Below are 26,911 nucleotides of genomic sequence, written 5' to 3'. Positions count from 1 at the left end.
GATGCGCTTCGCGCTCTGTGCAGCAAGGCATTGCGTCCAGGACTGCCGTGGCTGCGCCTTGACCCCCTATCCCTCCGCTCCCGGCCTTCAGGAGAAAGTTGCCCATGTCACCCGAACGCCAACGGCTGGCCCGCATGCTGTTTGACGAGTACATCGCCATGTATGCGTCGCGCGATGCCCGGTTGGTGGACCGCTTCAGCGAGAACTTCAGCGGCTTTGCGGGCAGCAGCGACAAGCTCATCAAATCCCGCAGCGAGTGGGTGAACGTCACCCAGCTCGACTTTGCGCAGGTGCCCGGGCACATCGGCATCGAGATGCGGGACCTCTTCCCCCAGGAGCTCGGTGCCGACGTGCTGGCCGTGACCGCGTTTTTCCACATCCACCTGCCCAACCCTGATCCGCTGTTTGCCAGTGAGACCGCCCGTTTGGTGCTTGTCTTCCGGCAGGAGGGCGACGACTGGAAGATTGCGCACAGCAGCATCTCCATCCCCTACGGCCTTGCGCGCGACGGCGAGGTGTACCCCGCCAGCCGCCTGCAGCAGCGCAACCAGGAACTGCAGGCCTTGGTGGACGAGCGCACGCAGGCGCTGGCCCAGGCCAACAACCAGCTGCAACTGCTCAGCAACACCGACGGCCTGACGGGTATTGCCAACCGCCGCCACTTTGACCAGGCCCTGGCCCATGAATGGGCGCGCGCCCAGCGGGCCCATGCCCCGGTGTCGCTGATCATGCTGGACGTGGACGTGTTCAAGCACTTCAACGACCACTACGGCCATCTCGCGGGCGATGCCTGCCTGAAGTCCCTGGCCCTGACGCTGGCGCAGACCGGGGGACGCCGCGACGGCGACGTGGTGGCACGGTTTGGCGGCGAGGAGTTTGTGGTGCTGCTGCCAGGTGCCGATGCCCCCGCTGCGCTGGAGGTGGCCCAGCACATCCAGCAGGCCATCCAAGCCCTGGCCCTGCCGCACGAGGGGGCGCCGTGGGGCATCGTGACGGTGAGCTTTGGTGTGGCCACCATGGCGCCCCAGCGCGAGCAACTGGCCGAAGAACTGGTGCGGCGCGCGGACCGCGCGATGTACCGAGCCAAGCAAGGCGGGCGCAACCGCATCGAGCAGGCGCCGGAGCCATAGAGACGAACGGGGCGTGACGGAGCGCCGACGCTTTTATCGGGCCGCCAGCTTTGCGACCTCTTCAGCCACCCCGCGCACCGTGAGCGGCGCGCAGCCCTCTGCGTGGTTGCTGATGGTCACGAAGGCGTTCTGCCCCCGACCCGTGGTGCCCGCGATGACGGCAGCCAGCGCTGCCCGGGTTTCCGGTGCCGGGTGGTGCAGACGGTCGTATGGCTCGTACAGCCGCTCAGCCTCTTCATAGCCGTAGGGGCCATGCACGGGGTTCAGGTTCCAGCGACACACCAGCGGGCCGGGCCACAGCGCGCGCAGCATGGGCAACTGGTCCTGCAGCGGCGGCATCTTGGCATGCAGCCCCAGGCAATAGGTGGCGCCCGCTGCGCGCAGCATGGCCGCAAAGTCGGGCGTCAGCCACTCGGGGTCGCGCACCTCCACGGCAATCACGCCGTCAGGCGCCAGGGGTGCCAACGGGGGCAGGGCCAGCAGCATGGCGCGCAGACGATCCAGCAAGGCGGGCATGCGGTCCAGCTGCGCCAGCGGCAGGGGGCTGAGCTGGAACACCAGCGCGCCCAGCTTATGGCCCAGGCCCTGCAGCGCGGGCTCCACACACTCACTGCGCGCCAGCTCGGGGCTCAAGAACGCCGGGTTGGGCTGGCGGCCCCGTCCGTCTTCGCTGCGCACCAGGGCGTCTGTCACCACGCTGGGCGCCTTGACCACAAACCGGAAATCGTCGGGCACCTGCGATGCGTAGCGTTCGTACTGGCTCACCGTGAGCGGGCGGTAGAAGCTGCGGTCGATGCTCACCGTGCGCATCAGCGGGTGCTGGGCGTACACGGCCAGCCCTTGTTTGGACAGTTGCGTGTCGGAATGCTCGCCCTCCCACACCAGGCCTTTCCACCCGGGGTAGGTCCATGACGATGTGCCCAGGCGCAACCGGGGCGGCAGGGCGGCGGCGAGGGTCGTCAGTGCACCGTCCGGAGCGATGGGCGCCACAGTGCCAGACCGGGAGCGCCGTGTGGGGGCATCGGTGCCTGGCACGATGGGCGAAGCGGGTGCCGAGGCTGAAGCTTCTGCCGCCGGCGGCTTGGGCAGCGTGTCGCCAAAAAGATCGTCTTGCATGCGCTGGGGTGGGGCGACTAAGAGCAGAGCGAGGGGGCCAAGGCGCTACGCGCTGCCAAACAGCCCGCTCTCGTCCAGCAGGTCAAACGCGATCTGGGGCTGGGCGTCCATGCTTTTCTTGATGGCTGCCGGAATGGCCTGCCGCGTCTTGCGGCACAGGCCCCGCTGTTCGTGCACCAGGATTGCAATGCCGCGCAGGCTGCGCACCTCGTTCGGGCTTTGGGTGATGGACAGGCGAATGCCCAGTTGTTGCTCCATGCGCTCCTGCATCCTGCGCAGGTCGGCCAGGCTGCCCAGGTTCTCCAGCCGCTCCAGCATCTTCTTTTCTTCGCTGCGCGTGAGCATCAGGATGCGCACATCGCTGCCTGGCGTCTGCAGTAGCGCATCCCGGTCGCACACGCAGGTGCCGGGAGGGCATTCGGTGCGGATGGGGAAGGGGGGAAGGGACATGGAACGGCGTGTGAACAGTCCTTCATTCTATGAAGGGCTGGCCGTGCCGAGCGTGTGACTGCCCGCAAGCCCATGCAGTCCGCCAACAAAAAGGGCTCCACAGGGGAGCCCTTTTTGCCTGCCCGCCCCTGCGGTTCAGTTAACACTCCCCATGGCAGCAGCACCCGCAAATGCAAAGTGCCACCACCATGGGAAGTCCCGCAACTGCGTCAATTACATGGCGCTGAATTCGCCCGAAGGGATCTGGCCGGTGCGCACAGCTTCGGCGGCCTGGGCACGCACGGCAGCGCGGTCAGCGGTGGACTTGTAGGTCACCACGCGCGAGCCTGCGGGTTCCATGTTGTGGGTGCGGGCTTCGACAACGGCTTCGGCAGCCACTTCAGCGCGGGTGCGGTTCGTGTCGAACTTAAGGGCAAATTGCGANGGCTGAATTGCAGCCCGATAGGCCTGGGCACGCACGGCAGCGCGGTCAGCGGTGGACTTGTAGGTCACCACGCGCGAGCCTGCGGGTTCCATGTTGTGGGTGCGGGCTTCGACAACGGCTTCGGCAGCCACTTCAGCGCGGGTGCGGTTCGTGTCGAACTTAAGGGCAAATTGCGAGCCATCAGCTTCGTCAGCATGGGCGCCAAAGGCGGCGAAAGCGGCAACAGCGGCGACGGAGAGGAAACGAGCGGTCTTGTTCATGATGAAAATCCTCGAAAGTTAAAAAAGCGTCTCAAAAAAGCCGGGTCAAAAACCATTCCTGAACCGGGTTCGGTGAGTCGCCTTGCGGGTTCGGCTCATCGATGGGATGAACTGTACCTCAAAAAAGCCGGGTCAAAAACCATTCCTGAACCGGGTTCGGTGAGTCGCCTTGCGGGTTCGGCTCATCGATGGGATGAACTGTACGCCGATGGTGTTCAGAGAAAAACCACTCAGTCGCAAACTAACTGTTCCAGTATTGAGAACAATCCGCCGCCCCGTCTCCGGGCTGCCAAACCGCCTGTGGCAAACTCGCGCGCTTCGCTTTTTTGTTTGACCGAGTTTCAGAGAGTCCGCCCCACCCATGCAGCAGATCGTTCGGCAGTTGGCCGCAGAAATCAAAGTCAGTGAACAACAGGTGCGCGCAGCGGTGGAGCTGCTGGATGGCGGCGCCACGGTGCCCTTCATCGCGCGCTACCGCAAGGAAGTGACGGGCGGGCTGGACGATATCCAGCTGCGTGAGCTGGAGGCGCGCCTGTCTTACCTGCGCGAGCTGGAGGACCGCCGTGTGGCCGTGCTCAAGGCGATTGACGAGCAGGGCAAGCTGACCGACGCGCTGCGTGCCGCCATTGCCGCCGCGCCCACCAAGCAAGAGCTGGAAGACATCTACCTGCCCTTCAAGCAAAAGCGCCGCACCAAGGGGCAGATTGCGCGCGAGTTCGGCATCGAGCCGCTGGCTGACAAGCTGTTTGCCGACCCCACGCTGGACCCTGCCGTGGAGGCCGCCGCGTTTACCAAGCCGCCCGAAGTGCTGGATGATGGCAAGCCCGGTGCCGATTTCTCCACCGTGCCTGCCGTGCTCGACGGCGTGCGGGACATCCTGAGCGAGCGCTGGGCCGAAGACCCGGCGCTGGTGCAAAACCTGCGCGAGTGGTTGTGGGCCGAAGGCCTGCTGCGCAGCAAGAAGGTGGACAGCAAGAACGAGAACGACCCCGAGGTCTCCAAGTTCCGCGACTACTTTGACTACGACGAGCCGATTGGCCGCGTGCCCTCGCACCGCGCACTGGCGGTGTTCCGCGGGCGTGGGCTGGAGATTCTGGAAGCCAAGCTGGTGCTGCCGGTGGAGCCCGAGCCCGGCAAGCCCAGCCTGGCCGAAGGCAAGATCGCCCTGCACCTGGGCTGGAGCCACCAGGGCCGCAAGGCGGATGACCTGATCCGCAAGTGCGTGGCCTGGACCTGGCGCGTGAAGCTGAGCCTCTCCACCGAGCGCGACTTGTTTGCTCGCCTGCGCGACGAGGCCGAGAAGGTGGCGATCAAGGTGTTTGCCGACAACCTGCGCGACCTGCTGCTGGCCGCACCGGCCGGCCCGCGCGTAGTGATGGGGCTGGACCCCGGCATCCGCACCGGCGTGAAGGTGGCGGTGGTGGACGCCACCGGCAAGCTGGTGGAGACCGCCACGGTGTACCCGCACGAGCCCAAGCGCGACTGGGATGGCTCGCTCTTCACGCTGGCCAAACTGGTGGAAAAACACGGCGTGAACCTGATTGCGATTGGCAATGGCACGGCCAGCCGCGAGACGGACAAACTGGCCGCCGACCTGATCAAGATGGCCGCCAAGGCCGACCGCGCCATCGAGAAGGTGGTGGTGAGCGAGGCGGGCGCGTCTGTCTATTCCGCCAGCGAATATGCATCCCAAGAAATGCCCGATGTGGACGTGAGCCTGCGTGGCGCCGCCTCCATCGCTCGCCGCCTGCAAGACCCGCTGGCCGAACTGGTCAAGATCGACCCCAAGAGCATTGGCGTGGGTCAGTACCAGCACGACGTGAACCAGAGCGAGCTGGCACGCACCCTGGGCACGGTGGTGGAAGACTGCGTGAACTCCGTGGGTGTGGACCTGAACACGGCCAGCGTGCCGCTGCTCTCGCGTGTGTCGGGCCTGTCGGGCAGCGTGGCCAAGGCCGTGGTGCGCTGGCGCGAGGCCAACGGCGCGTTCAAGAGCCGCAAGCAGCTGATGGAAGTGGCGGGCCTGGGCGCCAAGACCTTTGAGCAGAGTGCGGGCTTCTTGCGCATTCGCGGCGGCGAGAACCCGCTGGACATGACCGGCGTGCACCCCGAGACCTACCCGGTGGTCGAGCAGATCATGGAAAAGACGGGCAAGCCGGTGGCCGAGATCATGGGCCGTGCCGACATGCTCAAGACCCTGAAGCCCGAGCTGTTCGCCAACGAGAAGTTTGGCGTCATCACCGTCAAGGACATCCTGGCCGAATTGGAAAAGCCAGGCCGCGATCCGCGCCCCGACTTCAAGGTGGCCCGCTTCAACGATGGCGTGGAAGACATCAAGGACCTCAAGGAAGGCATGATCCTCGAAGGCACGGTGAGCAATGTGGCCCAGTTCGGCGCCTTCATCGACCTTGGGGTGCACCAGGATGGCCTGGTGCATGTGAGCCAGTTGGCGCACAAATTTGTGAACGACGCGCGCGAGGTGGTCAAGACGGGCGACATCGTCAAGGTCAAGGTCATGGAAGTGGACGTGGAGCGCAAGCGCATTGGCCTGTCGATGAAGCTGGACGCCGCACCACCACGCCAGGGCGGTGACCGGGGCGCACCCCGTGACAACCGCTTTGAGGGCGCAGGCCGTGGCTATGCACAGCCCCAGCGCCGTGGCCCCGAGCCTGTGCAGCCGTCGGCCATGGCGTCGGCATTTGCGAAGTTGCAACAGGCCAAAGGCCGCTGACGCAGCCCGCTGTGCCGCCGGTGGTTTTTTGGCCGTGCAGGGGCCCATAATCGCCAGCACCTGAACCAACCACCGGCGCCGTACCCCATGGAGTTGAACGCACTGCTGGCCCAACCTGTGGCACTGCCCAGCCTTCCGCGCGCCGTGGCGTTGCTGATGAGCGAGCTGGCCCACGCTGAGCCCAGCCTGCGGCGCCTGAACCAGCTGTTTGGCACCGACCCAGCCCTGGCCGCGCGCCTGCTGGAGCTGGCCAATTCCCCCACCTTTCAGCTGCCCGGGCAGATTGCGGGTGTCCCAGAGGCGCTGGCGCTGCTGGGCACTGCACAGCTGCGCACGCTGGTCACCTCGGCGCCGCTGGGCACCACGTCACGCTCGGTGCCCGGGGTGAACATGCAGCAGTTCTGGCGCTACAGCCTCAACACCGCCAAGCTCGCGCGCTCGCTGGCAGGCATCGTCCACCACAACCAGATCGCGGCCTATACCGCCGGTTTGCTGCATGCCTTGGGCGAGCTGGTGATCCATCTGGCGGACCCCGAGAAAGCCCAGTCAGTCAACACCCTGGTGGCGCCATTTGACCTGCGCCGCGACAAGATCGAGCAGCGCATCTTTGGCTACAGCTACGGCCAGGTCACGGCGGACTGTGCGCGCCGCTGGCAATTGCCCGAGGTGGTGATCGATGCCCTGCAACACCAGCATGCGCCGTTTGACAACAAGGTCTACGAACCCCTGGCTGGCGTTATCCATCTGGCCGCATGGCGCGCCCGCGCTCGCGAAGCCGAGCTGAACGAAAAGGAGCTGGCGGTGTCCTTCCCCGGCGAAGTGGGGCTGACCCTGGGGCTCGACATCGACATGGTGCTGCAGCAAGACCCCATTGACTGGACGGCCCGGCCCGAGGCGGCGGATTTCGTCGTGTAGCTTCGCTTTACCCCGCTAGAGGCAGGCCTGCAGTGCTTGGGATGGTGAGGTCGTCGTCGGCTGGGCGACAGTGTGTGGTGAAGGTGCGAAGTGCCGCTTTGCGACAATCAACGCCATGAAAGCACTGCGCATCCACGCCGGCCCCCGCGCCCGCCAACACCTGGAACAACAGGGCCTGCAGCCCGCGGACGTGGGCGTGATTCCGGCGGCAGCCGGTGGGCCCAAGGGCTTGATCCTGGGGCCCATGGACCGGTTCATCTTTGGGGAATGGCTGCCGCGCTCAGACCAGCCCGTGCACCTGGTGGGCGCCTCCATCGGCGCCTGGCGCATGGCCACGGCCTGCCTGCAGCAATCGGTGGCGGCCTTTGAGCGGCTGGAACACGACTACATCCACCAGGACTACGAGCTGCCACCCGGCAAAAAGCGCCCCACAGCCGCCCATGTGAGTGAGCGGTTCGGCCAGAACCTGGAGGCCTTCTACGGCGGGCGGGTGCAGGAAGTGCTGAGCCACCCGCGCTACCGCCTGCACATCGTCACGTCCCGGGGCCGCCATGTGCTGGGGCGCGAGCATGCGCTGGGTACGCCCCTCGGGTATCTGGGGGCGTTCGTGACCAACACCGTACACCGCAAGGCGATGGGGGCCTGGCTGGAGCGGGTGGTGTTTTCTTCGTCAGGTGCGGCCTTGCCTTTTGCCACGACCGACTACCGCACCCGGCAGGTGGGGCTGAACGCGGACAACTTCATGCAGGCGCTGCAGGCCAGCTGCTCGATCCCGTTTGTCCTGCAGGCCGTGCACAACATCCCGGGTGCGCCCCGGGGTGCTTACTGGGATGGCGGCATCACCGACTACCACCTGCATCTTGCTTATGGTCTGCCGAACGAAGATGCTTCTGAATTGATAGCTGCTCAGGCAATGAGCCCTAGCGCTTCCGGCGGAAAAGGCTTCAAATCTGCGTCCGAGCCGCTGCGCGCGGGTGCTGGTGGCATCGTGCTCTACCCCCACTTCCAGCACCGTGTGGTGCCGGGCTGGCTGGACAAGGGGCTGAAGTGGCGCCACAAGGCCACGTCGGCGCTCGACAACATGGTGGTGCTGTCACCCGACCCGGACTGGGTGCGCCGATTGCCCAACGCCAAGCTGCCCGACCGCAACGATTTCACGCATTACGGCACAGACAGCCGCGCACGAGCGAAAGCGTGGCTGTCGGCCACGCGTGCCAGCCAGCAACTGGTGGATGAGTGGCGCGAATGGCTGGAGCGGCCTGACATGGGCGCGGTGCGGCCGCTGTAGGCTGCCAGGGCGGACGCGCCTCTGGGGCTCGTTGGGTCTCTTGCGCTGGCTGCTGGCTCTCAGAACCTGTTCAAAGTCTTTTTGGAGTTGCACAAGTACCTTGCCGGGATGGGATGCAAGGCGCGGTGCGCCGCCGATAGCCCGTGCTATCGGCAAGCGCCGCAACGCCGCAGACCGCCCGGCAAGGCACTTGCCCGCAGGGTTGGAGTGAAATAGGGCGATTGGACGCCCCGGCTGCTTGCATGGGCACGAGCCCATGCGGCGCATCCGAAGCATCCACTCATCCCGATTGCACTTCAATGCAATTTCCAAAAAGACTTTGAACAGGTTCTTAGGTCGAAGCAGGGCGACGTGCCGCCTCCTGCACCGCCCGGGCAGCATGGCGTGCAGCGTGGTCCCGGGCCCAAGGCAGCACATCGGCCGCGGGCATGGGCCGGGCAATGCCATAACCCTGCGCGCGCTCGCAGCCCAGCTCCAGCAGCTTGGCGCAGTGCTCAGCGGTTTCGACGCCTTCGGCCACCACGTGGCGGTGGAACGCAGCCGCCAGCGCCACGATGGCTTGGACGAGGGTGAGGTCGTCGCCGTCCTCCAGAATGCCGCGCACGAAGGACTGGTCGATCTTGATCGTCTCGGCGGGCAGGCGCTTGAGGTAGGACAGGGACGAAAAGCCGGTGCCAAAGTCGTCCAGTGCAAAACGCACGCCCAGGGCCTGGCAGCTTTGCATCATGCGGCGCATGTACTGCATGTCTTCCAGCGCGGCGGACTCCAGGATCTCCAGCTCCAGCCGCGAGGGAGACACCTCGGGGCAGGTGTGCAGGATGTCCTTGAGCCGCTGCACAAAGTTGGGCCGGTGGAAGTGGGGCGCCGCGATGTTGACGCTGACCTCCCAGCCCATGCCCACATCGCTCCACACCCGCATCTGCGCCAGGGCCTGGCGCAGTACCCATTCGCCCAGTTCAACCTGCAGGTCCGTGTCCTCCACCAGCGGCAGCACATGCTGCGGGCCCAGCAACCCCTCCTGCGGGTGTTGCCAGCGCAGCAGGGCTTCGAGTCCGATGATCTCGCCGGTGCGCAGATTGACCTTCGGCTGGTAGTGCAGCACCAGCTCGCCCGCGTGCAGTGCGCGGGCCACCCGGGTCTGGCGGGTGTGCTGGGTCTGCACGGCGTGGTCGTGCTGCACATCGAACACGTGCAGCTGGTTGCGCCCGAAGCTCTTGGCCTGGCACATGGCCTGGTCGGCATGGCGCAGCAGGGTGTCGGGGTTGGCGTCGTCCTGCGGAAACACGGCCACGCCAATGCTGACGGTGATGTTCACCAGGCGGTCGTCAATCGCGTAGGGCGCGGCCAGTTGCTGCATCAGCACGGCCAGGCGCGCCTCGATGGCGGGCACATCGGGCTGTTCGCCCAGCAGCAGCACAAACTCGTCTCCGCCCATGCGGGCCACGGCTTCATGGGCTGTGATGAAGGCGCCCAGGCGCCGCGCCACTTCCTTGAGCAGGCGGTCGCCCACGCGCTGTCCAAAGGTGTCGTTCACCGCCTGGAAGTGGTCCAGGTCCAGCATGCACACCGCCAGCAGCAGCTGATGGTTGCGGGCGACAAACAGGGCGTGCGTGAGCTTTTCGGCCAGCGCCGCGCGGTTGTACAGGCCGGTGAGCGCATCGTGGCGGGCATGCCAGGAGATCTGGTGACGCAGGTTGCGTGTTTCGGTCACGTCGCGGAATACCAGCACGCAGCCTGTGGCGTGGCCGCTGCCCTCGCGGATGGCGGCCGCCGTGTACTCGATGGCGTAGCGCTCGCCAGAGCGGTGGATCAGCACCTCGTAGGTGGCCTGTTGCAGCACGCCTGGCTGCGTGTCGCGTTCGGCGGCGGCGCTGGCCGTGCGGCTGGCCGGCTCTTCGTACAGGCGAAACACGTCGTCCAGCTGCCGGCCCAGCGCCTGCTCAGCAGTGAACCCGGTCATGAGCTGTGCGGCTTCGTTGATGGTCTCGATGCGCCCGCCCAGGTCGGTGGTGATGACGCCGTCGCCGATGGAGGCCAGGGTGATTTCGGCACGTTCTTTTTCGGCGCGCAGGGCCTCCTGGGCGCGTTTGCGCTCCGTCACGTCCACCAGCGTGCCGATGGTGCCGGCCAGCTCGCCGTTGGTGCTGGTGAACGGCGCTTCGTAGTAGGCCATGTCCAGTGGGGGCTGGTGGGGCGGGCGGATGCGGATCTCGTTGTCTTGTGCGCTGGCGACGTGGGCCGACCGTTCCGGGGCCAGTTCGGCAGGCAGGCTGGCACCTGCGGCGCCGTCAGCGCCCGGCTGCGACTGGAACAGGCGCTGCCATGCGCGGTTGGCGTCCAGGTAGGTGCCGTCGGTATGGCGCACAAACACGGGCAGGGGCAGGGCATCGATCAACTGACGGGTGAAGTGCAGTTGCTCGCTCTGCTGGCGCTGCGTTTCGTGCAGGGACAACACCAGGGACTGCACCTTGCCCGCCATGTCGTTGAAAGTCTCGGCCATGGCGCGGGATTCAAGCGTGCCGGTGACCTCCATGCGGGTGCTCAGATAGCCCTGGCGAAACGCGTCGGTGGCCTGCGCCAGGCGTTGCAACATGCGGGCATTGGCGCGCAGCAGCAGCGTCAGCAGGAACAGGATGGTGAAGATGTTGAGCGCCGAGATCCGTGCCTGCACCAGCACCGTGGCCCAGACCTGGTCCACCAGCGATTGGGTGTGCGCGGTGATCGTCAACCGTCCCGATGTGCCGTCAGCGAGTGTCAGGCCCGACTGTTGCACGGGAGCGGAAAAGTCCAGTCCGTGGGCAAACCACTGAGGAGCAACGGCGGGGTAGGGGGGGGCGGTGACCTCAATGGGAGGCTGATCTGCGGCCTGCCACTTCAGGGAAGCAATACCCGGTGCCGCCTGTGCAAGCGCCTCGGTCAATGCGCGGGTGACGGCATCTGCAGCGGGCGCGGGCAACGTTGCCAGGTGCAGCAGCAGGGGGTCGCTGGTACGCCGCAGTTCGGTGGTGGCCTGTTGCTGGGCTTCGTCGGTTTCTGCCGCCAGCAGGTAGTGGTAACGCACCCCGGTGACCAGCAGAATGATCGCCACGATGGGCACGTACAGCCTGGGGTAGGTGCCTCGAAGAAGCCAGACGGTGAGATTTCCAGTACGCATTGACGGCGGTCCTCCCCCTACAACCCCAGGGTAATGAATGGTTAATTAATTCTTGTCGGGGAGGAGTCTAGCGTGTAAGAAGTTGTGAGCCGAATTCTGGACGGCGCAGTTTGCGAGGGTGTTGCCCCCTGTGAAGGTTGGTCATTGCCACCCAGGCCAACGCAGCGTGCGCCCCGGGCCTTGGTGCACAAACCGCCACGCCGCAGCAGCCGGGTGCAGACGCGGCGTGTGTCGTTAGCGGTGCGGTGGATCAGAGCGACTGGGCCAGCATGTCGCGGTATTCCCCAGGTGTGGCGACGCGCGGGTTGGTCTTGTGGCAATGGTCGGCCATGGCGCCCTTGATGATGTCGTCGAACATCGCCTCTGTCACACCCATGGCCGCCAGGCCTGTGGGCAGGCCCAGGCGGGCGTTCATGTCGCGGATGGCCTCGGGGATGTCACCCGCAGACGCGAGGCCCATGGCGTGGGCCATGCGCTCCAGGCGCTTTTCCTTCTGTACCGATTCGGCCTGCGCGTTGAAGCGCACCACGGCGGGCAAAAACATGGCATTCAGCGTGCCGTGGTGCAGGCGCGGGTTTACGCCGCCCAGGCTGTGGCTGAGCGAGTGCACGGCGCCCAGGCCCTTCTGGAAGGCCATGGCGCCCTGCATGCTGGCGCTCATCATGTGCAGGCGTGCGTCGCGGTCGCTGCCGTTTTTGGTGGCCTGCTCGATGTTCGCCCAGCCGCGTGTGAGGCCGTCCAGTGCAATGCCGTCGGCGGGCGGATTGAACGCGGCGGACATGAAGGTTTCCATGCAGTGCGCAATCGCGTCCATGCCCGTGGCTGCCGTGAGCATGGGGGGCAGGCCCAGCGTGAGCTCGGGGTCACAGATGGCCGTCTTGGGCACCAGGTTCCACGAGTGAAAGCCGAGCTTGCGGTGGTCGTCCACGATGATGATGGCGCCGCGCGCCACTTCGCTGCCCGTGCCGCTGGTGGTGGGCACGGCGATCAGCGGCGCAGCGCGGTCGGTGATGCGGGGCGAGCCGCCTTCGATGGTGGCGTAGTGCGTCAGTGGCCCCTCGTGCGTGGCGGCAATCGCGATGCCCTTGGCGCAGTCGATGGCCGAGCCGCCACCCACGGCAATCAGGCCGTCGCAGCCCTGGGCCTTGTACATCTCCACCGCCGCGCGCACGGCGGCTTCGGTGGGGTTGGACGGGGTCTGGTCAAACACGGCCACCGTCATGCCGGGCAGTGCATCCAGCGCCTTTTGCAGCACGCCTGCGGCCTTCACGCCGGGGTCCGTCACGATCAGCGGACGGGTGATGCCCACGCGTTCGCATTCCTGCTTGAGCAGTTGGACGGCGCCGAATTCAAACTGGATCTGGGTGACGTAGTAGATGAAAGCCATGGTGCAACAGGATGTGTGAAAGGGAGTGCCAGCGATTACGATAGCTCGCCAGCCCTTGGAACGGATTCTGAGCCCACTTTATAAGGAGGAGACAGCCGTGAAAACGAAGCAAACCCTGATGGCGGCCCTGGTGGCCGTCGCATCTGTGACAACTGCCCAGGCCCAGTGCCTGACTGACGCGCAGGCCGCCGACCTGGTGGCCGCCTATGTCGCCAAGACCCCGGCAGCCAACCCCGAGAACCTCACGGACGCCGACGGCGCCTGCACACGCGGCAAGGTCAACGCCTTGCTGGCCCAGCGCATGGGCAAGGTGATTGGCTACAAGGCGGGCCTGACCAACCCCGCCGTGCAAAAGCGCTTCAACACCGACAAGCCCGTGTGGGGCAAGCTTTACGAGGGCATGGTGTTGCCCAGCGGCGCCACGGTGGATGCGGCTTTCGGTGCCCGGCCCCTGTACGAGGCCGACATGCTGGTCCGCGTGAAAAGCGCCGCCATCAACCAGGCCAAGACCCCCATGGACGTGCTGGACGCGGTGGACCAGATCGTTCCGTTCATCGAGCTGCCCGACCTGATGGTGCAGGCGCCGCCCAAGCTCAACGGAGCAGGCGTGACCGCCATCAATGTGGGCGCGCGCCTCGGTGTGGCGGGTGCCCCCATTGCCGTACCGGCGTACCGCGGCGAACGTTTTGCGATGCTGAAAGCCCTGGCCGACATGAACGTGTCGCTGACCGATGGCGCGGGCACGCGCCTGGGCGGTGGCAAGGGCAGCGACATCCTGGACCACCCGCTCAATGCCGTGGTGTGGCTGGCCGGTGCGCTGGCGCAGGAAGGCCTGGCCATGCAGCCGGGCGACCTGATCAGCCTGGGATCGTTCTCGCCGCTGCTGCCACCCAAGGCGGGCCTGTCAGTCACCGCCACCTATGACGGCCTGCCCGGCGCAGCACCCGTGCGACTGAGTTTCAAGTAAGCCACCCTTGATCGGCCCGCCGCCGTGCGGGCCGTTGTCTTTTTTGCCGAGACCCCGACCGTTGACCGACCTGCACATCCACCACACCCGCCTGACCCCGCAGATGCGCAGCGTGCTCGAACGCATGGCCCGCGCCGGGCACCCACCACTGCACACGCGCACGCCGCAAGAGGCACGCATCGCCTATCAGGCAGGTGCCGACGTGCTGGAGGTGCCCAAGGCCGCGCTGGCGCGGGTCGAAGACCTGCAGATCCCCACCCGCGACGGCGCCCAACTGCCCGCGCGGTTGTACGCGCCCAACACCGATAAGGGCTTGCCCGTGCTGCTGTACACGCACGGCGGCGGCTTCACCATCGGCAACATCGCCACGCACGACATCCTGTGCCGCGAGCTGGCACGTCTGGCCGGTTGCATGGTGGTCTCGCTGGATTACCGGTTGGCGCCGGAGCACCGCTTTCCCACGGCCAGCAACGACGCCTGGGATGCCTTGCAATGGCTCGCTGCCAACGCCGAGCGCCTGGGCGCTGACCCTCAACGCCTGGCCGTGGGCGGTGACAGCGCAGGCGGCACGCTGGCTGCCGTCAACGCCATCCTGGCGCGCGATGCAGGCCTGCCTCTGGCGCTGCAGCTGCTGATCTACCCCGGCTGCGCAGCGCACCAAGACACGCCTTCGCACGCCATCTTTGCGCGCGGCTTGGTGCTGGAAGAGCCCGCCATCAGCTGGTTCTTTGGCAACTATGTGCACAGCCGCGCGGAGCGCGAAGACTGGCGGTTTGCCCCGTTGCTGGCGCCGGACGTGGAGGGCGTAGCCCCTGCCTGGATCGGCCTGGCCGAATGCGACCCGCTGGTGGACGAAGGCATCGACTATGCCGACAAGTTGCGTCTGTCCGGCGTGCCCGTGGACCTGGACATCTATCGCGGTGTGACCCATGAATTCATCAAGATGGGCCGCGCCATCCCCGAGGCGCGCAAGGCCCATGCTGACGCAGCCCGTGCGCTGCGCCAAGCTTTTCACCTGGAGTAACCGAACCCATGCAACGCAGTGACTTCCGTTGTTTCCACCGCCTGCGCGTGCGCTGGGCCGAGGTGGACATGCAAAAGATCGTGTTCAACGCGCACTACCTCATGTATGTCGATACCGCCATGTCCGAATACTGGCGCGCGCTGGCGCTGCCGTACGAGGCGAGCATGCTGGCGCTGGGCGGCGAGATGTATGTGAAGAAGGCCACGGTGGAGTACCACGCCTCGGCGCGGCTGGATGACACGCTGGATGTTGGCCTGAAGTGCGCGCGCATCGGCAATTCGTCGTGCCTGTTCACGGCGGGCATTTTCTGTGGCGACCGGCTGCTGATCTCTGCCGAGCTGGTTTATGTGTTTGCCGACCCGGCCACGCAGACCTCGCGCCCGGTGCCGCCCGCATTGCGCGCGATCTTTGAAGGCTTTGAAGCGGGCGCCGAGATGGCCGAGGTGCGCACTGGCGACTGGAACACCCTGGGCCGCGATGCCGGCCGCGTGCGCACCGATGTGTTTGTGCACGAGCAGGGCATCCCGGCCGAGGTCGAAGCCGATAGGCACGACATCTCGGCGCGCCACGCTGTGCTGTACAACCGGCTGGGCATGCCCGTCGCTGCGGGCCGCCTGCTGCAGCACGCACCCGGCGTGGGCCGCATCGGCCGCATGGCGGTGGACCGGTCGGTGCGCGGCGCGCAGTGGGGTCGCCAATTGCTGGATGCGCTGGTGGACGCTGCACGTGCCCGGGGCGATGCCGAAGTGCAGTTGCACGCCCAGCGCAGCGCCGAGGGTTTTTACCGCCGTGCGGGGTTCGCGGTGGTGGGCGAGCCGTACGAAGAGGCGGGCATTGCGCACATTGCCATGGCCCGCAAGCTCTGATGGTTTGCTATTGAAAAGAGAGCTGCTTGGGCATGTTCGACTAGCGCATTCGACCGATTTGGCTCAAATATCGTCCAGCAGGGGGTAGGGCAGGGGCAACAACGACAGCGGCACGCCGTCTGCTGTACCCACCTGCAGTGAGCCCTCTTGGGCGGCGCTGATCTGCAGCGACACAATGGTGTCAAACCCACCGCCCGGCGCAGCGGCCACCTGCACCACGGTGCCGCAGGGCTGTTCGAGGTCACTGGTGCTGAACACCTCGGCACCCACCGCCACCTCGGCCGCTGCGTGGGCAATGTAGGCACGGCGCTTGAGCGTGCCCCGGAACTGGCTGCGCGCCACGACTTCCTGGCCGGGGTAGCAGCCCTTCTTGAAGTTCACGCCACCCACAGACTCGTAGTTGAGCATCTGGGGCACAAAGGCTTCGACCACCGGCGTGGTCAGCGTGGCGACGCCGCTGATGACTTCGCTCCAGAGCCACAGCGTCGCATCCAGCGCCGGGCCTGCGGGCGCGGGCTCCGTGGCGGGGGCTACCCACAGGGCGCGTGCGGTGCCGTCGGCGGGGTACAGGTGCACCACCGTTGCAGTACCAACGTCAGCTTTGGTCCAGGCCGGTTGGGCGCTACCAGCTACAGCATTGATAGCGTCTCCAGCAATGCCATACAGGGCGAAGTCACCGGTAGCATCCGTCAACCTGGCCTTGGCGCGCATCACAAACATCGACAGGCGCTTGAGCGTGGCGGGCAGCAGGTCGCGGCTGCAGACCAGCAGCACCTCGGTAGCGCCGCGCTTGAAGCCGATGAAGCTGGCCTGCATGCGGCCCTTGGCCGACAAGAAGGCCGCGAGGCGGGCCTGGTCCATGCCCAGCAGGGCGAAATCCTGGGTGAGCTGGCCGTGCAGAAACTTGGCGGCGTCTTCGCCTTCCACGCGAATCACGCCGAGGTGGGACAGGGGGGCTATGCCATTCAAGGGGTAGGTCATCGCTGAATTATGATGCCCTGATTCATACATATTGGTAGCAGGGTTGTGCGACGTTTACTGGCTTTGATCGTGTTGGTGGGGATCGCACTGGGCGGCGCTGCGTATTGGTGGCTGCACCAGCCGCTCGACCTGGGCCCAGAGCCGCTGGAGCTGGCCATCGAGCCCGGCACCACGCCGCGCGGCGTGGCCCGCGATGTGGTGGCGGCCGGGGTGAAGACGGACGCGCGCCTGCTGTATGCCTGGTTCCGCGTCTCGGGGCAAGATCGTGCCATCAAGGCGGGCAACTACGAACTCCCGCCCGGCACCACGCCCATCAGCCTGCTGCAAAAGCTGGCCCGGGGTGAAGAGGCGCTGCGCGCGCTCACCCTGGTGGAAGGCTGGAACTGGCGCCAGGTGCGCCAGGCGCTGGCCAAGGAAGAGCAGATCAAACACGATGCTGCCGCCTTGACCGACGAGGCGCTGATGGCCCAGCTGGGCCGCCCCGGCGTGGCGCCCGAGGGGCGGTTCTTCCCGGACACCTACACCTACGCCAAAGGCTCCAGCGATATTGCCTTGCTGCGCCGGGCCATGCACGCCATGGACCGCCATCTGGAGGCGGCCTGGGTCCAGCGCGCGGCCGACACGCCGCTCAAATCGGCGGACGAAGCGCTGACGCTGGCCAGCATTGTGGAAAAGGAAACTGGCAAGGCCAGCGACCGGGGCCAGATTGCGGGCGTGTTCGTCAACCGCCTGCGGGTGGGCATGCTGCTGCAGACCGACCCCACGGTGATCTACGGCCTGGGCGAGAAGTTCGACGGCAACTTGCGCAAGCGCGACCTGCAGTCCGATACCCCCTGGAACACCTACACCCGCGCGGGACTGCCGCCCACGCCGATCGCCATGCCCGGCAAGGCCTCGCTGCTGGCCGCCGTGCAACCCCAGGCTACGCGCGCGCTCTACTTTGTGGCCAAGGGCGACGGCACCAGCCACTTCAGTGCCTCGCTGGAGGAACACAACCGCGCCGTCAACCGCTACCAGCGCGGGCAGCAGTAAACCGCTTCTTGAACCAAGGTGCCCATGTCACGACCCGGTCTGTTCATTTCGTTTGAAGGCATCGACGGTGCAGGCAAGTCCTCGCACATCGAAGGCCTGGCCGCGGCCTTCCGCACCCAAGGCCGCACGGTTACCGTGAGCCGCGAGCCGGGCGGCACGCCGCTGGCCGAAAAGCTGCGCGAGATGGTCCTGAACGACCCGATGGATGCGCTCACCGAGTCGCTGCTGATCTTTGCTGCCCGCCGCGACCACCTGCGCAATGTGATCGAGCCCGCTCTGGCCCGGGGCGACGTGGTGCTGTGCGACCGGTTCACCGATGCCACGTTTGCCTACCAGGGCGCAGGGCGGGGCTTCGATTTGGGTGTGCTATCAACTTTGGAGCGCCTGGCGCAGACGGGACTAGCGCCTGAGGCCAATTTGATGCGTGAACCCGATCTGACGGTGTGGTTTGACTTGGCACCGGAGGTGGCGGCCGAGCGCCTGGCTGGTGCGCGTGTGCCCGACCGCTTTGAGGCCCAGCCGGTCGAGTTCTTCCGCCGCGTGGCCCAGGGCTATGCCGACCGCGCCGCTGCAGCGCCCCAGCGTTTTGCGCGCCTGGACGCAGCGCAGGAGCGCCATCGCGTGTGGCAGCAGCTCACCAGCGTGTTCGTGCGCAAGGGCTGGCTGGCCATCATGGTGGCTACGCAGGGAGGGCCGCAATGAGCGAAGCCGCCGTGGCCCTGGCGCCCTGGATCTCAGCGCAGCGCGCCAGCCTGCTGGCCCAGCGCGGCCACGCGTGGCTGCTGCAGGGGCCGTCGGGCCTGGGGCAGTACGCCCTGGGGCTGGAGCTGGTGCGCGCATGGTTGTGCGACGCGCCGACAGAGCAGGGCGCCTGCGGCAATTGCGGCAGCTGCCACGCCATCGATGTGCGCACCCATGCCGACCTGTGCGTGCTGATGCCCGAGGTGCAGATGATGGCGTTGGGCTGGCCCCTGTCGGAAAAGGCCCAGGCCGATATCGACGACAAGAAGCGCAAGCCCAGCCGCGAGATCCGCGTGGAGGCCATGCGCGATGCGGTGGAGTTTTCGCAGCGCACCTCGGCGCGTGGCAAAGGCAAGGCCGTGCTGGTCTACCCGGCCGAGCAGATGAACCATGTCACGGCCAACGCGTTGCTCAAGACGCTGGAAGAGCCGCCCGGCGATGTGCGTTTTGTGCTGGCCAGCGAGGCTGCGCACCAACTGCTGCCCACCATCCGCAGCCGCTGCCTGGGCCACACCATGGTCTGGCCTGTGGAGGCCGACAGCTTGGTCTGGTTGCAGGCCCAGGGCGTGGCCCGGGATGCGGCAGTGTCGTTTCTGCGTGCAGCAGGCGGTCGGCCAGAGGATGCCCTGGCACTGGCACAGTCGGGCCGCAGCCCCCAAGCCTGGTCAGCTTTGCCCCAGGCGGTGGCGCGGGGTGATGTGACGGCCCTGGGCGACTGGGCCCCCGCCCAGGTGATCGACGCGCTGCAAAAGCTCTGCCGCGACCTGCTCGCCGCCAGCGTGGGCGCCGCGCCACGCTACTTTGCGCAAGCCGACCTGCCCAAGACGCCGCCGCTGGGCGCGCTCACGCGCTGGTCGCGGGCACTGGCCAAGGCCGCGCGCACGGCAGACCACCCGTTCAATGCCGGTCTCATGCTGGAGGCGCTTGTCGCCCAGGCGCGAAACACCCTACACTCCAAGCACTAAGCCGCACGCCCCCATCCATGAGCAGTCCATCCACCGCGCCCCGTCCCAGCGTCATGCAGCTGGCCATCAAGGAAAAGGCCGCGCTCTACGCCGCCTACATTCCTTTTTTTGCCGAAGGGGGCATTTTTGTGCCCACCCAGCGCGACTACAAGCTGGGCGACGACGTGTATGTGCTGTTGACCTTGCCCGAAGATACGCAGCGCTACCCTGTGGCAGGCCGCGTGGCCTGGGTCACGCCTGCGCGCGCTGCGGGCAACCGCACCCAAGGCGTGGGCATCCAGTTCCCCAAGGACGAAAAATCCCGCCAGCTCAAGGCCAAGATCGAAGAGTTGCTGGGAACTGCGCTGGGCTCGGACCGTCCTACCCAGACGATCTGACTGCGCCACCGCCGCCCCCGTGCCGACCCGCGCTGGCTGGTCGGCTTTTTTGTTTTCCATCACATGTTCACTGATTCGCACTGCCACCTCAACTTCCCGGAACTGGTCAGCCAGCTGCCCGCCATCCGCCAGGCCATGGCTGAGGCGCAGGTCACCCGGGCCCTGTGCATCTGCACCACCATGGAGGAGTTCGAGGGCGTGCACGCCCTGGCCCTGGCCCATGACAACTTCTGGAGCACGGTGGGCGTGCACCCCGACAACGAGGGCGTGACGGAACCCAGCGTGCAGGACCTGCTGGACCGCGCAGCCCTGCCCCGCGTGGTGGCGATTGGAGAAACGGGCCTCGACTACTACGGCATGGAAGACCGCAAGGGCGGGCGCAGCATTGCCGACCTGGAGTGGCAGCGCGACCGTTTCCGCACTCACATCCGGGCGGCGCGGGCCTGTGGCAAGCCGCTCATCATCCATACGCGCAGTGCCTCCGACGACACCTTGGCCATCCTGCGGGAAGAAGGCGAGGATGGCGCGGGCAACCTGGCGGGCGGTGTTTTCCACTGCTTTACCGAATCGATGCAGGTGGCGCGCGCAGCGCTGGACCTGGGCTACTACATCTCCTTTTCGGGCATCGTCACCTTCAAGAGCGCGCAGGAGCTGCGCGACGTGGTGGCCTTTGTCCCGCTGGATCGCATGCTCATCGAGACCGACAGCCCCTATCTGGCCCCGGTGCCCTACCGTGGCAAAACCAACAACCCGTCGTACGTGCCCCATGTGGCCCGGCAGGTGGCAGAGACCAAGGGCCTGGCGCTGGAGGTGGTGGCCGAGGCCACCAGCCGTAATTTCGACCGCTTGTTCCCGGGGGTGATGGCATGAGCCTGCAACGACGTTCTGTTCTGGCCGCTGTGGCACTGGGTGTGGTGTCTGCCCGTGCATGGGCGGGTGCCTACGAAGATTTTTTTGTGGCCGTCCTGAGGGATGACGGGGATGCGATCACGGCATTGTTGCGCCGGGGCTTTGACCCCAACACGCGCGACCCCAAGGGGCAGGTGGGGCTCACCATCGCTTTGCAGAACGGCGCCAACAAGGCCTTTGCGGCGCTGCTGGCATCGCGCAGGGTGAATGTGGAAGCCCGCAATGCCAAGGACGAAAGTCCGCTGATGATGGCTGCGATCAAGGGCAACGTAGAGGCAGTCAAGGCCCTCATCGCACGCGATGCCGACGTGAACAAGACGGGCTGGACGCCGTTGCACTACGCTGCGTCGGCAGGCTCGCCGCAGCATGCGGTCATCATTGCGCTGCTGCTCGAAAACCATGCCTACATCGATGCTGCATCACCCAACGGCACCACACCCCTGATGATGGCCGCGCACTACGGCTCCACGGAGGCCGTGCAGTTGCTGTTGGACGAAGGGGCAGACCCTACGCTCAAGAATCAGTTGGGGCTGACCGCCACCGATTTTGCTTTGCGAGTGAGCCGCACCGAGTCCGCCGAGAAGATCGCCACCGCCATTCGACGGCGCCAGCCCAACCGGGGCAAGTGGTAGCGGTGATGGATGGCGGAGGCGCGGTGGTGAGGGAAGGGACTCGGCTGCTGCGTTGAGGCTGGCGGTTGCCAGGCCCCCGGCCCAGCGCCCTGCTTACTCGGCGAGGGTTCCTGTGCCCGACGCAGCGCGTGTCTGCAAGCGCGCATACAGCCCGCCCTGCGCCATCAGGGCGCTGTGGGTGCCTTGCTCCGCGATCTGCCCGCGTTCCATCACCACCACCCGGTCGGCATGCTCGATGGTAGAGAGCCGGTGCGCAATCACCAGAGTGGTTCGGCCTTGCATCAGGCGCTGCAGGGCCTCCTGCACCAGGCGTTCAGACTCGGTGTCCAGGGCCGATGTTGCCTCGTCCAGGATGAGGATGGGGGCATCCTTGTACAGGGCCCGTGCAATGGCCAGCCGCTGGCGTTGCCCACCTGACAGTTGCGTGGCGTTGTGTCCCACGACCGTGTGGATCCCCTGGGGGAGGGCGGCCACATGCTCTGCCAGGTTGGCCGCGGCAAGGCACTGCTGCACGCGTGTTTCGTCCACCGCCTGACCCAGCGCCACGTTGGTGGCGATGGTGTCGTTGAACATCACGACATCCTGGCTCACCATGGCAAATTGCGAGCGCAGCGAAGCCAGGTCCCAATCCGGCAATGCCTGGCCGTCGACCGCGATAGTGCCCGCTGAGGGCATCACAAACCGGGGCAGCAGGTTGACCAAGGTGGTCTTGCCCGCGCCCGAGGGGCCCACCAGCGCCACGATCTCGCCCGGGGCGACCTGCAAGGTCACGCCGTTGAGCGCAGGTGCATGGTCGGCGCCAAACGACACGGTGACATTGCTCAGCGTGAGCGCACCCTGCACACGGTCCTTGCGGTAGGTGCCGCCGGTTTCTGCTCCCGTGTCGCCCAGAAGGCCCAGGCCGCGCTCCAGCGCGGCCACGCCCCGCGTGACGGGGCTGGCCACGTCGGCCAGGCGCCGGATGGGTGCGATGAGCATCAGCATGGCGGTGATGAACGATACGAACCCGCCCACGGTCACGTCTTTCGCATCGACCGCACCCCGGCTCTGCCACAACGCAATGCAGATGACCACAGACAGCGCGGCCGCGGCCAGCAACTGGGTCAGCGGTGTCATGGCTGCCGAGGCGATGGTGGATTTGATGGCCAGGCGGCGCAAGCTGTGGCTCAAGTCGGCAAAGCGCTGCGCCTGCCCGCCCTGCGCACCGTGCAAACGCACCATGCGGTGGGCCAGCACGTTCTCTTCGACCACATAGGCCAGCTCATCCGTGGCCTGCTGGCTGCTCTTGGTCAGGTGGTAAAGCCGCCGCGACAGGGTCTTCATGATCCAGGCCACTCCCGGAACGACCACCGCCACGATCAGCGTCAGTTGCCAGTTGAGGTACAGCAAATAGACCAGCAGCGCGATCAGCGTGAAACCATCGCGCGACAGGCCCAGCAACGCCTGCACCAGCAAGGTCGCCCCAGTCTGTACCTCGTACACCACGGTGTTGGAGAGAGCGCTGGCCGACTGGCGTGCAAACAGGCCCATCTCTGCCGCAAGAACACGGTCAAACAGCGCCTGGCGCAGCGTCAACATGCCCTCGTTGGCGATGCGCGCCAGCGCGTACTGGCCCACAAACTGGGCCACGCCACGCACAAAGAAAACCCCCAGGATCGCGAGGGGCACCATCCACAGTTGCAAGGTACCCTGGGTGAAGCCTTTGTCCAAGAGTGGTTGCAACAGGGCAGGTATCAGGGGCTCCGTGATGGCTCCCACCAGCGTGGCGACAATGGCCAGGCTCCAGGCCAGCCGCTGGCCGCCAAAATAGACCGATAGCCGCTTCAGTCGTGCCGTCAGGCTTGCGGGGGGAGGGGGGGCGTTGGCGGGCGCGGCGCCCGTGTCAGTGGCTTGCATGTGGCCCGGATTCTACGTTTGCGCTGCGCACTGCCTTGTGGCCTCGTGCCGCCGCGCACAGTTTGTCACAGGGGGGGCGCCGCTGTGTGTAACATTCGGGTTTGCCTTCAGGCACTTGTTCGGCCACTGCTGGATGCCAATGACCACAGATCGAATCTCCCAACACCCTTCTTCTGCAGCTCCGCTGCTTCCCCTGCGCCGCCGGTTGCTGGCCGCACTCATCGCATCACCCTCCATCCCCGCCCTGGCGCAGTTCCGCGTCGAGGTCACCGGCGTCGGGCTGACCCAGTTGCCTATCGCCATCGCACCGTTCCGCGGGGATGCGCAGTCCCCCCAAAAAATGGCAGCCATCGTGCAGGCCGACCTGGAGCGCAGTGGGCAGTTTCGCGCCGTCGACGCTACGGGCGCCGCGCTGGACGAAACCGCACGGCCCGACGTTGCGTTGTGGCGCCAGAAAAGTGCGGATTCTCTGGCCACCGGCAGTGTCACTCGCCTCGCGGACGGGCGCTTTGATGTGCGCTTTCGTCTGTGGGATGTGGTCAAGGGGCAAGATCTCGGCGGGCAGAGCTTTGTGGTCACGCAAGGTGACCTGCGCTTGGTGGCGCACCGCATTGCCGATTTCATCTACGAAAAGCTCACGGGTGAGCGCGGCATCTTCTCGACGCGCATCGCGTACGTGACCAAAACGGGTCCCCGCTACAGCTTGTGGGTGGCGGATGCAGATGGCGAGAACGCTCAGTCCGCCTTGTCCAGCCCCGAGCCTATTATTTCGCCCGCATGGTCGCCCAATGGAGGTCAACTGGCCTACGTGTCTTTCGAGTCGCGCAAACCCGTTGTCTATGTGCATGACGTGGCCACAGGCCGGCGGCGCTTGATCGCGAATTTCCGTGGCTCCAACAGTGCACCCGCCTGGGCGCCCGACGGCCGCACGCTCGCGGTTACCCTGAGCCGGGATGGCGGTTCGCAGCTGTACACCATCGATGCCAATGGCGGTGAGCCCCGCAGGCTGATGCAGAGCGCCGGCATCGACACCGAACCCGTGTTCTCGGGCGACGGCCGCAGCATCTTCTTTGTGAGCGACCGGGGCGGTGCGCCCCAGATCTACAAGGTGGGCGCGTCGGGGGGCAATGCCGAGCGTGTGACCTTCACGGGCACCTACAACATCTCTCCCAGCGTCAGCCCGGATGGTCGCTGGCTGGCCTACATCTCCCGCGTGGGTGGCGCCTTCAAGCTCCATGTCATGGACTTGTCCACCGGCACCACCAACGCCGTGACCGACACGACGACAGACGAAAACCCGAGCTTTGCGCCCAACAGCCGTCTCATCGTTTACGCCACGCAGCAGCAAGGCCGTGAAGCCCTCATGACCACCACGCTGGACGGCAAGATCAAGGCTCGCCTGGCGGGTCAGGCGGGTGATATCCGCGAACCGGACTGGGGTCCGTTTCAAAAGCAATGAACTTATCTGCACTTTCAGTTACCAAGCCTTCAGGAGAAATTTGGATGATCAAACGTTTTACCCTTGCCCTTACCGTCGTCGCTCTCATGGCGGGTTGCAGTTCTGGCGTGAAGCTGGACGATGTGCCGGTCGAAGACAAAAACGCCACCTCCACCATGGGCGGAGCCAACGGCGGTGCCAACTCCGGCCAGTCGTCGCAAAGTGGCGTCACGGGCGTGGACCTGAGCCAATCCGGCCGTGACGGTGCGGGTCCTGTCGGTGTCGCGCGCATCGTGTACTTTGATTACGACAGCTACGTGATCAAGCCCGAGTTCCAATCCCTGATCGAAGCGCACTCCCGTTTCATCAAGGCGGCTCCCAACCGCAAGGTCATGATCGAAGGCCACACCGATGATCGTGGCGGCCGCGAATACAACCTGGCTCTGGGCCAGAAGCGTGCAGAAGCTGTGCGTCGTTCGCTGGGCTTGCTGGGCGTGCCCGACAGCCAGGTTGAAGCCGTGAGTTTTGGCAAGGAAAAGCCTGCAGCACAAGGCAGTACAGAAGATGCGCGTGCCCAAAACCGCCGTGCTGAACTGTCGTACCGTTGATGCGACCCGCTGTACCGGTTTTCTCGCTGAAGGCGGTGGCGATGGCGGCGTTGCTCGCAGTGCCGCTGTCTTCAGCCCACGCTGCCATATTTGAAGATGGTGAGGCGCGACGGGCCATCCTGGAGATGCGGCAACGCGTTGATGGGCTGCAATCGTCTCAGCAACGGTCTGCTGAAGAGGTTCGCAGGCTTGGTGAAGAAAATGCCCAGTTGCGCCGCAGTCTGCTGGACTTGCAGACGCAGATCGAAGCCCTGCGCGCTGAGCAGGCCAAGCTCAACGGCCAGAACGAGCAGCTCTTGCGTGATGTGGGCGAACTGCAGCGCCGCCAGAAAGATATCGCACAGGGCGTGGACGAGCGGTTGCGTCAATTCGAGCCCATCAAAGTCAATGTGGACGGCCGCGAGTTTCCGGCAGACCCCGCTGAAAAGCGTGACTTTGAGGCGGCCCTGACTGTCTTTCGCTCCGGCAAATTCCCAGACGCAAGCGCCGCTTTCGCTGGTTTTGTGCGGCAGTATCCACGCAGCGGCTACGTGCCTTCCGCTCGGTTCTGGTTGGGCAATGCCCAATACGCCACCCGTGAGTACAAGGAAGCGATTGGCAACTTCAAGCAGATGTTGACCGATGCTCCCACGCACGCCCGTGCGCCCGAGGCCGCGCTGTCCATCGCCAATTGCCAGATTGAGCTCAAAGACACACGTACTGCGCGCAAGACGTTGGAAGACCTGCTGCGCGCTTACCCTCAGTCCGAAGCAGCCGTGGCCGCCAAAGAGCGCTTGTCGCGACTCAAGTAATGGGGGGCGAGGTGGCTTTGGCACTGCATAGTGCGCCAGATGCTGGTGCGGAGGATGCGCTGGAGCGCCGTTTTGGCGGGCTTCAGCGGCTTTATGGAGTGCAGGGCGCTGCCAGAATCCGCTCCGCTCATGTGGCCGTGGTGGGTATTGGTGGGGTCGGCTCCTGGGCTGCGGAGGCCTTGGCGCGCAGCGGCGTTGCGCAAATCACGCTGATTGACCTGGACCACGTGGCCGAGTCCAACATCAATCGACAAATCCATGCACTGACCGGCACCATGGGGCAGGCAAAGGTTTTGGCCATGCGTGATCGCATCGCGCAAATCCATCCAGGGTGTGTTGTCCATTGCGTTGAGGAGTTTGTGGAGCCCGGAAACTGGCCGGGTTTACTGCAAATGCCGATAGACGCACTCATTGATGCCTGTGACCAAATCAAGGCCAAGACCGCGATGTCCGTTTGGGCCAAGACCCTTGGTGTGCTGCATATAGCGGTGGGTGCAGCAGGTGGCAAGCGGCACGCACACAAGGTGGATGTGGACGATCTTGCGCAGGTCACTCACGACCCGCTGTTGGCGCAACTACGCTATCAGATGCGCAAACACCATGGTGCCCCGCGTGAGGGTAAGAAGATAGGGGTCCCCTGTGTTTTCAGTCGAGAGGCCGTGGCGCCGCCAGATGCCTCCTGCAACATCGATGGGGATGGCTCCTTGAACTGCCACGGCTACGGCTCGGTGGTTGCTGTGACTGCTACCTTCGGCCAATGCGCGGCGGGCTGGGTGCTCGACAAACTTGCAACGGATTCCAAGTTGATCGGAAAAAAGACGCTATAATC

Annotated in this window: 24 protein-coding genes and 1 pseudogene; 17 read left to right on the top strand and 8 right to left on the bottom strand. The window is 65.7% G+C overall.

Annotated features, from left to right (window positions below):
* Window positions 1-104: 104 nt before the first annotated feature.
* Window positions 105-1,130, top strand: coding sequence for a diguanylate cyclase (locus ASD94_RS16920; RefSeq protein WP_056645265.1), 1,026 nt, complete (start codon window positions 105-107; stop codon window positions 1,128-1,130).
* Window positions 1,131-1,163: 33 nt separating this feature from the next.
* Here the strand turns inward: ASD94_RS16920 and ASD94_RS16915 are convergent, their stop codons facing one another.
* The 4 genes and pseudogenes from ASD94_RS16915 to ASD94_RS24320 all read right to left on the bottom strand — a co-directional run.
* A complete protein-coding gene (locus ASD94_RS16915) occupies window positions 1,164-2,246 on the bottom strand; it encodes a DUF72 domain-containing protein (RefSeq protein ID WP_056645263.1) in 1,083 nt (360 codons plus the stop codon).
* Between the two features lie 45 nt (window positions 2,247-2,291).
* Entirely contained in the window at window positions 2,292-2,696 is a 405-nt protein-coding gene (locus ASD94_RS16910) for a hypothetical protein (RefSeq protein ID WP_056645261.1), read from the bottom strand.
* Window positions 2,697-2,909: 213 nt separating this feature from the next.
* Window positions 2,910-3,119: pseudogene (locus ASD94_RS16905) on the bottom strand (DUF4148 domain-containing protein); the annotation flags it as partial.
* A gap of 1 nt (window position 3,120) precedes the next feature.
* Window positions 3,121-3,380, bottom strand: a 260-nt coding sequence (locus ASD94_RS24320; RefSeq protein ID WP_156391475.1) for a DUF4148 domain-containing protein, incomplete at its 3' end; no start/stop codon positions are given.
* A 361-nt stretch (window positions 3,381-3,741) separates the two neighbouring features.
* Here ASD94_RS24320 and ASD94_RS16895 point away from each other — a divergent pair.
* The 3 genes from ASD94_RS16895 to ASD94_RS16885 all read left to right on the top strand — a co-directional run bounded on the left by ASD94_RS16895 (window position 3,742) and on the right by ASD94_RS16885 (window position 8,314).
* Entirely contained in the window at window positions 3,742-6,111 is a 2,370-nt protein-coding gene (locus tag ASD94_RS16895) for a Tex family protein (protein WP_056645259.1), read from the top strand.
* An 87-nt stretch (window positions 6,112-6,198) separates the two neighbouring features.
* Window positions 6,199-7,026 (top strand): HDOD domain-containing protein, encoded by an 828-nt coding sequence (locus tag ASD94_RS16890; protein ID WP_056645258.1) that lies wholly within the window; start codon window positions 6,199-6,201, stop codon window positions 7,024-7,026.
* 115 nt (window positions 7,027-7,141) lie between these two features.
* A complete protein-coding gene (locus ASD94_RS16885; RefSeq protein ID WP_056645255.1) occupies window positions 7,142-8,314 on the top strand; it encodes a patatin-like phospholipase family protein in 1,173 nt (390 codons plus the stop codon).
* A gap of 331 nt (window positions 8,315-8,645) precedes the next feature.
* Here the strand turns inward: ASD94_RS16885 and ASD94_RS16880 are convergent, their stop codons facing one another.
* Window positions 8,646-11,468, bottom strand: a complete 2,823-nt coding sequence (locus ASD94_RS16880) for an EAL domain-containing protein (protein WP_056645254.1) — start codon at window positions 11,466-11,468, stop codon at window positions 8,646-8,648.
* 250 nt (window positions 11,469-11,718) lie between these two features.
* Entirely contained in the window at window positions 11,719-12,855 is a 1,137-nt protein-coding gene (locus ASD94_RS16875) for an iron-containing alcohol dehydrogenase (protein ID WP_056645252.1), read from the bottom strand.
* A 97-nt stretch (window positions 12,856-12,952) separates the two neighbouring features.
* Here ASD94_RS16875 and ASD94_RS16870 point away from each other — a divergent pair, with 97 nt between their 5' ends.
* The 3 genes from ASD94_RS16870 to ASD94_RS16860 all read left to right on the top strand — a co-directional run bounded on the left by ASD94_RS16870 (window position 12,953) and on the right by ASD94_RS16860 (window position 15,712).
* A complete protein-coding gene (locus tag ASD94_RS16870) occupies window positions 12,953-13,822 on the top strand; it encodes a 2-keto-4-pentenoate hydratase (protein ID WP_156391465.1) in 870 nt (289 codons plus the stop codon).
* Between the two features lie 61 nt (window positions 13,823-13,883).
* Entirely contained in the window at window positions 13,884-14,846 is a 963-nt protein-coding gene (locus ASD94_RS16865; RefSeq protein ID WP_056645250.1) for an alpha/beta hydrolase, read from the top strand.
* Between the two features lie 8 nt (window positions 14,847-14,854).
* Window positions 14,855-15,712, top strand: coding sequence for a YbgC/FadM family acyl-CoA thioesterase (locus tag ASD94_RS16860; RefSeq protein ID WP_015013854.1), 858 nt, complete (start codon window positions 14,855-14,857; stop codon window positions 15,710-15,712).
* A gap of 63 nt (window positions 15,713-15,775) precedes the next feature.
* Here ASD94_RS16860 and ASD94_RS16855 read toward each other — a convergent pair whose 3' ends face one another.
* Complete coding sequence (locus tag ASD94_RS16855; RefSeq protein WP_056645249.1) at window positions 15,776-16,693, bottom strand: folate-binding protein YgfZ; 918 nt, start codon at window positions 16,691-16,693, stop codon at window positions 15,776-15,778.
* A gap of 45 nt (window positions 16,694-16,738) precedes the next feature.
* Between ASD94_RS16855 and mltG the strand changes: the two genes are divergently transcribed.
* From mltG to ASD94_RS16825, 6 genes are all read left to right on the top strand, one after another.
* On the top strand, window positions 16,739-17,725 hold the full coding sequence (mltG, locus tag ASD94_RS16850; protein ID WP_304440044.1) for an endolytic transglycosylase MltG: 987 nt from the start codon (window positions 16,739-16,741) through the stop codon (window positions 17,723-17,725).
* Between the two features lie 24 nt (window positions 17,726-17,749).
* Window positions 17,750-18,427 (top strand): dTMP kinase, encoded by a 678-nt coding sequence (tmk, locus tag ASD94_RS16845; RefSeq protein ID WP_056645245.1) that lies wholly within the window; start codon window positions 17,750-17,752, stop codon window positions 18,425-18,427.
* Window positions 18,424-19,431, top strand: a complete 1,008-nt coding sequence (locus ASD94_RS16840) for a DNA polymerase (protein WP_056645243.1) — start codon at window positions 18,424-18,426, stop codon at window positions 19,429-19,431. Before tmk ends, ASD94_RS16840 begins: the two co-directional genes overlap by 4 nt.
* Window positions 19,432-19,448: 17 nt before the next feature.
* Window positions 19,449-19,808 carry a PilZ domain-containing protein gene (locus ASD94_RS16835; RefSeq protein WP_056645241.1) on the top strand — a complete coding sequence of 120 codons (360 nt, stop codon included), beginning with the start codon at window positions 19,449-19,451 and terminating at the stop codon, window positions 19,806-19,808.
* Between the two features lie 63 nt (window positions 19,809-19,871).
* Window positions 19,872-20,678: a TatD family hydrolase gene (locus tag ASD94_RS16830; RefSeq protein ID WP_056645238.1), complete on the top strand. Its 807-nt coding sequence runs from the start codon at window positions 19,872-19,874 to the stop codon at window positions 20,676-20,678.
* Window positions 20,675-21,349: an ankyrin repeat domain-containing protein gene (locus ASD94_RS16825; protein WP_056645237.1), complete on the top strand. Its 675-nt coding sequence runs from the start codon at window positions 20,675-20,677 to the stop codon at window positions 21,347-21,349. Before ASD94_RS16830 ends, ASD94_RS16825 begins: the two co-directional genes overlap by 4 nt.
* Window positions 21,350-21,442: 93 nt before the next feature.
* On the opposite strand, the gene msbA is transcribed toward ASD94_RS16825, so the two are convergent.
* A complete protein-coding gene (gene msbA, locus ASD94_RS16820) occupies window positions 21,443-23,245 on the bottom strand; it encodes a lipid A export permease/ATP-binding protein MsbA (RefSeq protein WP_056645235.1) in 1,803 nt (600 codons plus the stop codon).
* A 139-nt stretch (window positions 23,246-23,384) separates the two neighbouring features.
* Between msbA and tolB the strand changes: the two genes are divergently transcribed.
* Genes tolB through ASD94_RS16800 form a run of 4 tightly spaced genes read left to right on the top strand, consistent with a single transcriptional unit; the run spans window position 23,385 to window position 26,909 of the window.
* Complete coding sequence (gene tolB / locus ASD94_RS16815; protein ID WP_056645234.1) at window positions 23,385-24,704, top strand: Tol-Pal system beta propeller repeat protein TolB; 1,320 nt, start codon at window positions 23,385-23,387, stop codon at window positions 24,702-24,704.
* A gap of 44 nt (window positions 24,705-24,748) precedes the next feature.
* The gene (gene pal, locus ASD94_RS16810; RefSeq protein ID WP_056645231.1) at window positions 24,749-25,291 is read left to right on the top strand and encodes a peptidoglycan-associated lipoprotein Pal; all 543 of its coding nucleotides are present in this window, start codon (window positions 24,749-24,751) and stop codon (window positions 25,289-25,291) included.
* Complete coding sequence (ybgF, locus tag ASD94_RS16805; RefSeq protein WP_056645230.1) at window positions 25,291-26,082, top strand: tol-pal system protein YbgF; 792 nt, start codon at window positions 25,291-25,293, stop codon at window positions 26,080-26,082. The genes pal and ybgF overlap by 1 nt, the downstream gene beginning before the upstream one ends.
* Window positions 26,082-26,909 carry a ThiF family adenylyltransferase gene (locus tag ASD94_RS16800; protein ID WP_056645227.1) on the top strand — a complete coding sequence of 276 codons (828 nt, stop codon included), beginning with the start codon at window positions 26,082-26,084 and terminating at the stop codon, window positions 26,907-26,909. Before ybgF ends, ASD94_RS16800 begins: the two co-directional genes overlap by 1 nt.
* Window positions 26,910-26,911 lie beyond the last annotated feature (2 nt).

Origin of the sequence: Acidovorax sp. Root70, from assembly GCF_001428225.1 — a bacterium.
GTDB lineage: Bacteria > Pseudomonadota > Gammaproteobacteria > Burkholderiales > Burkholderiaceae_C > Acidovorax.
This window is presented reverse-complemented; position numbering and strand designations above follow the sequence as displayed.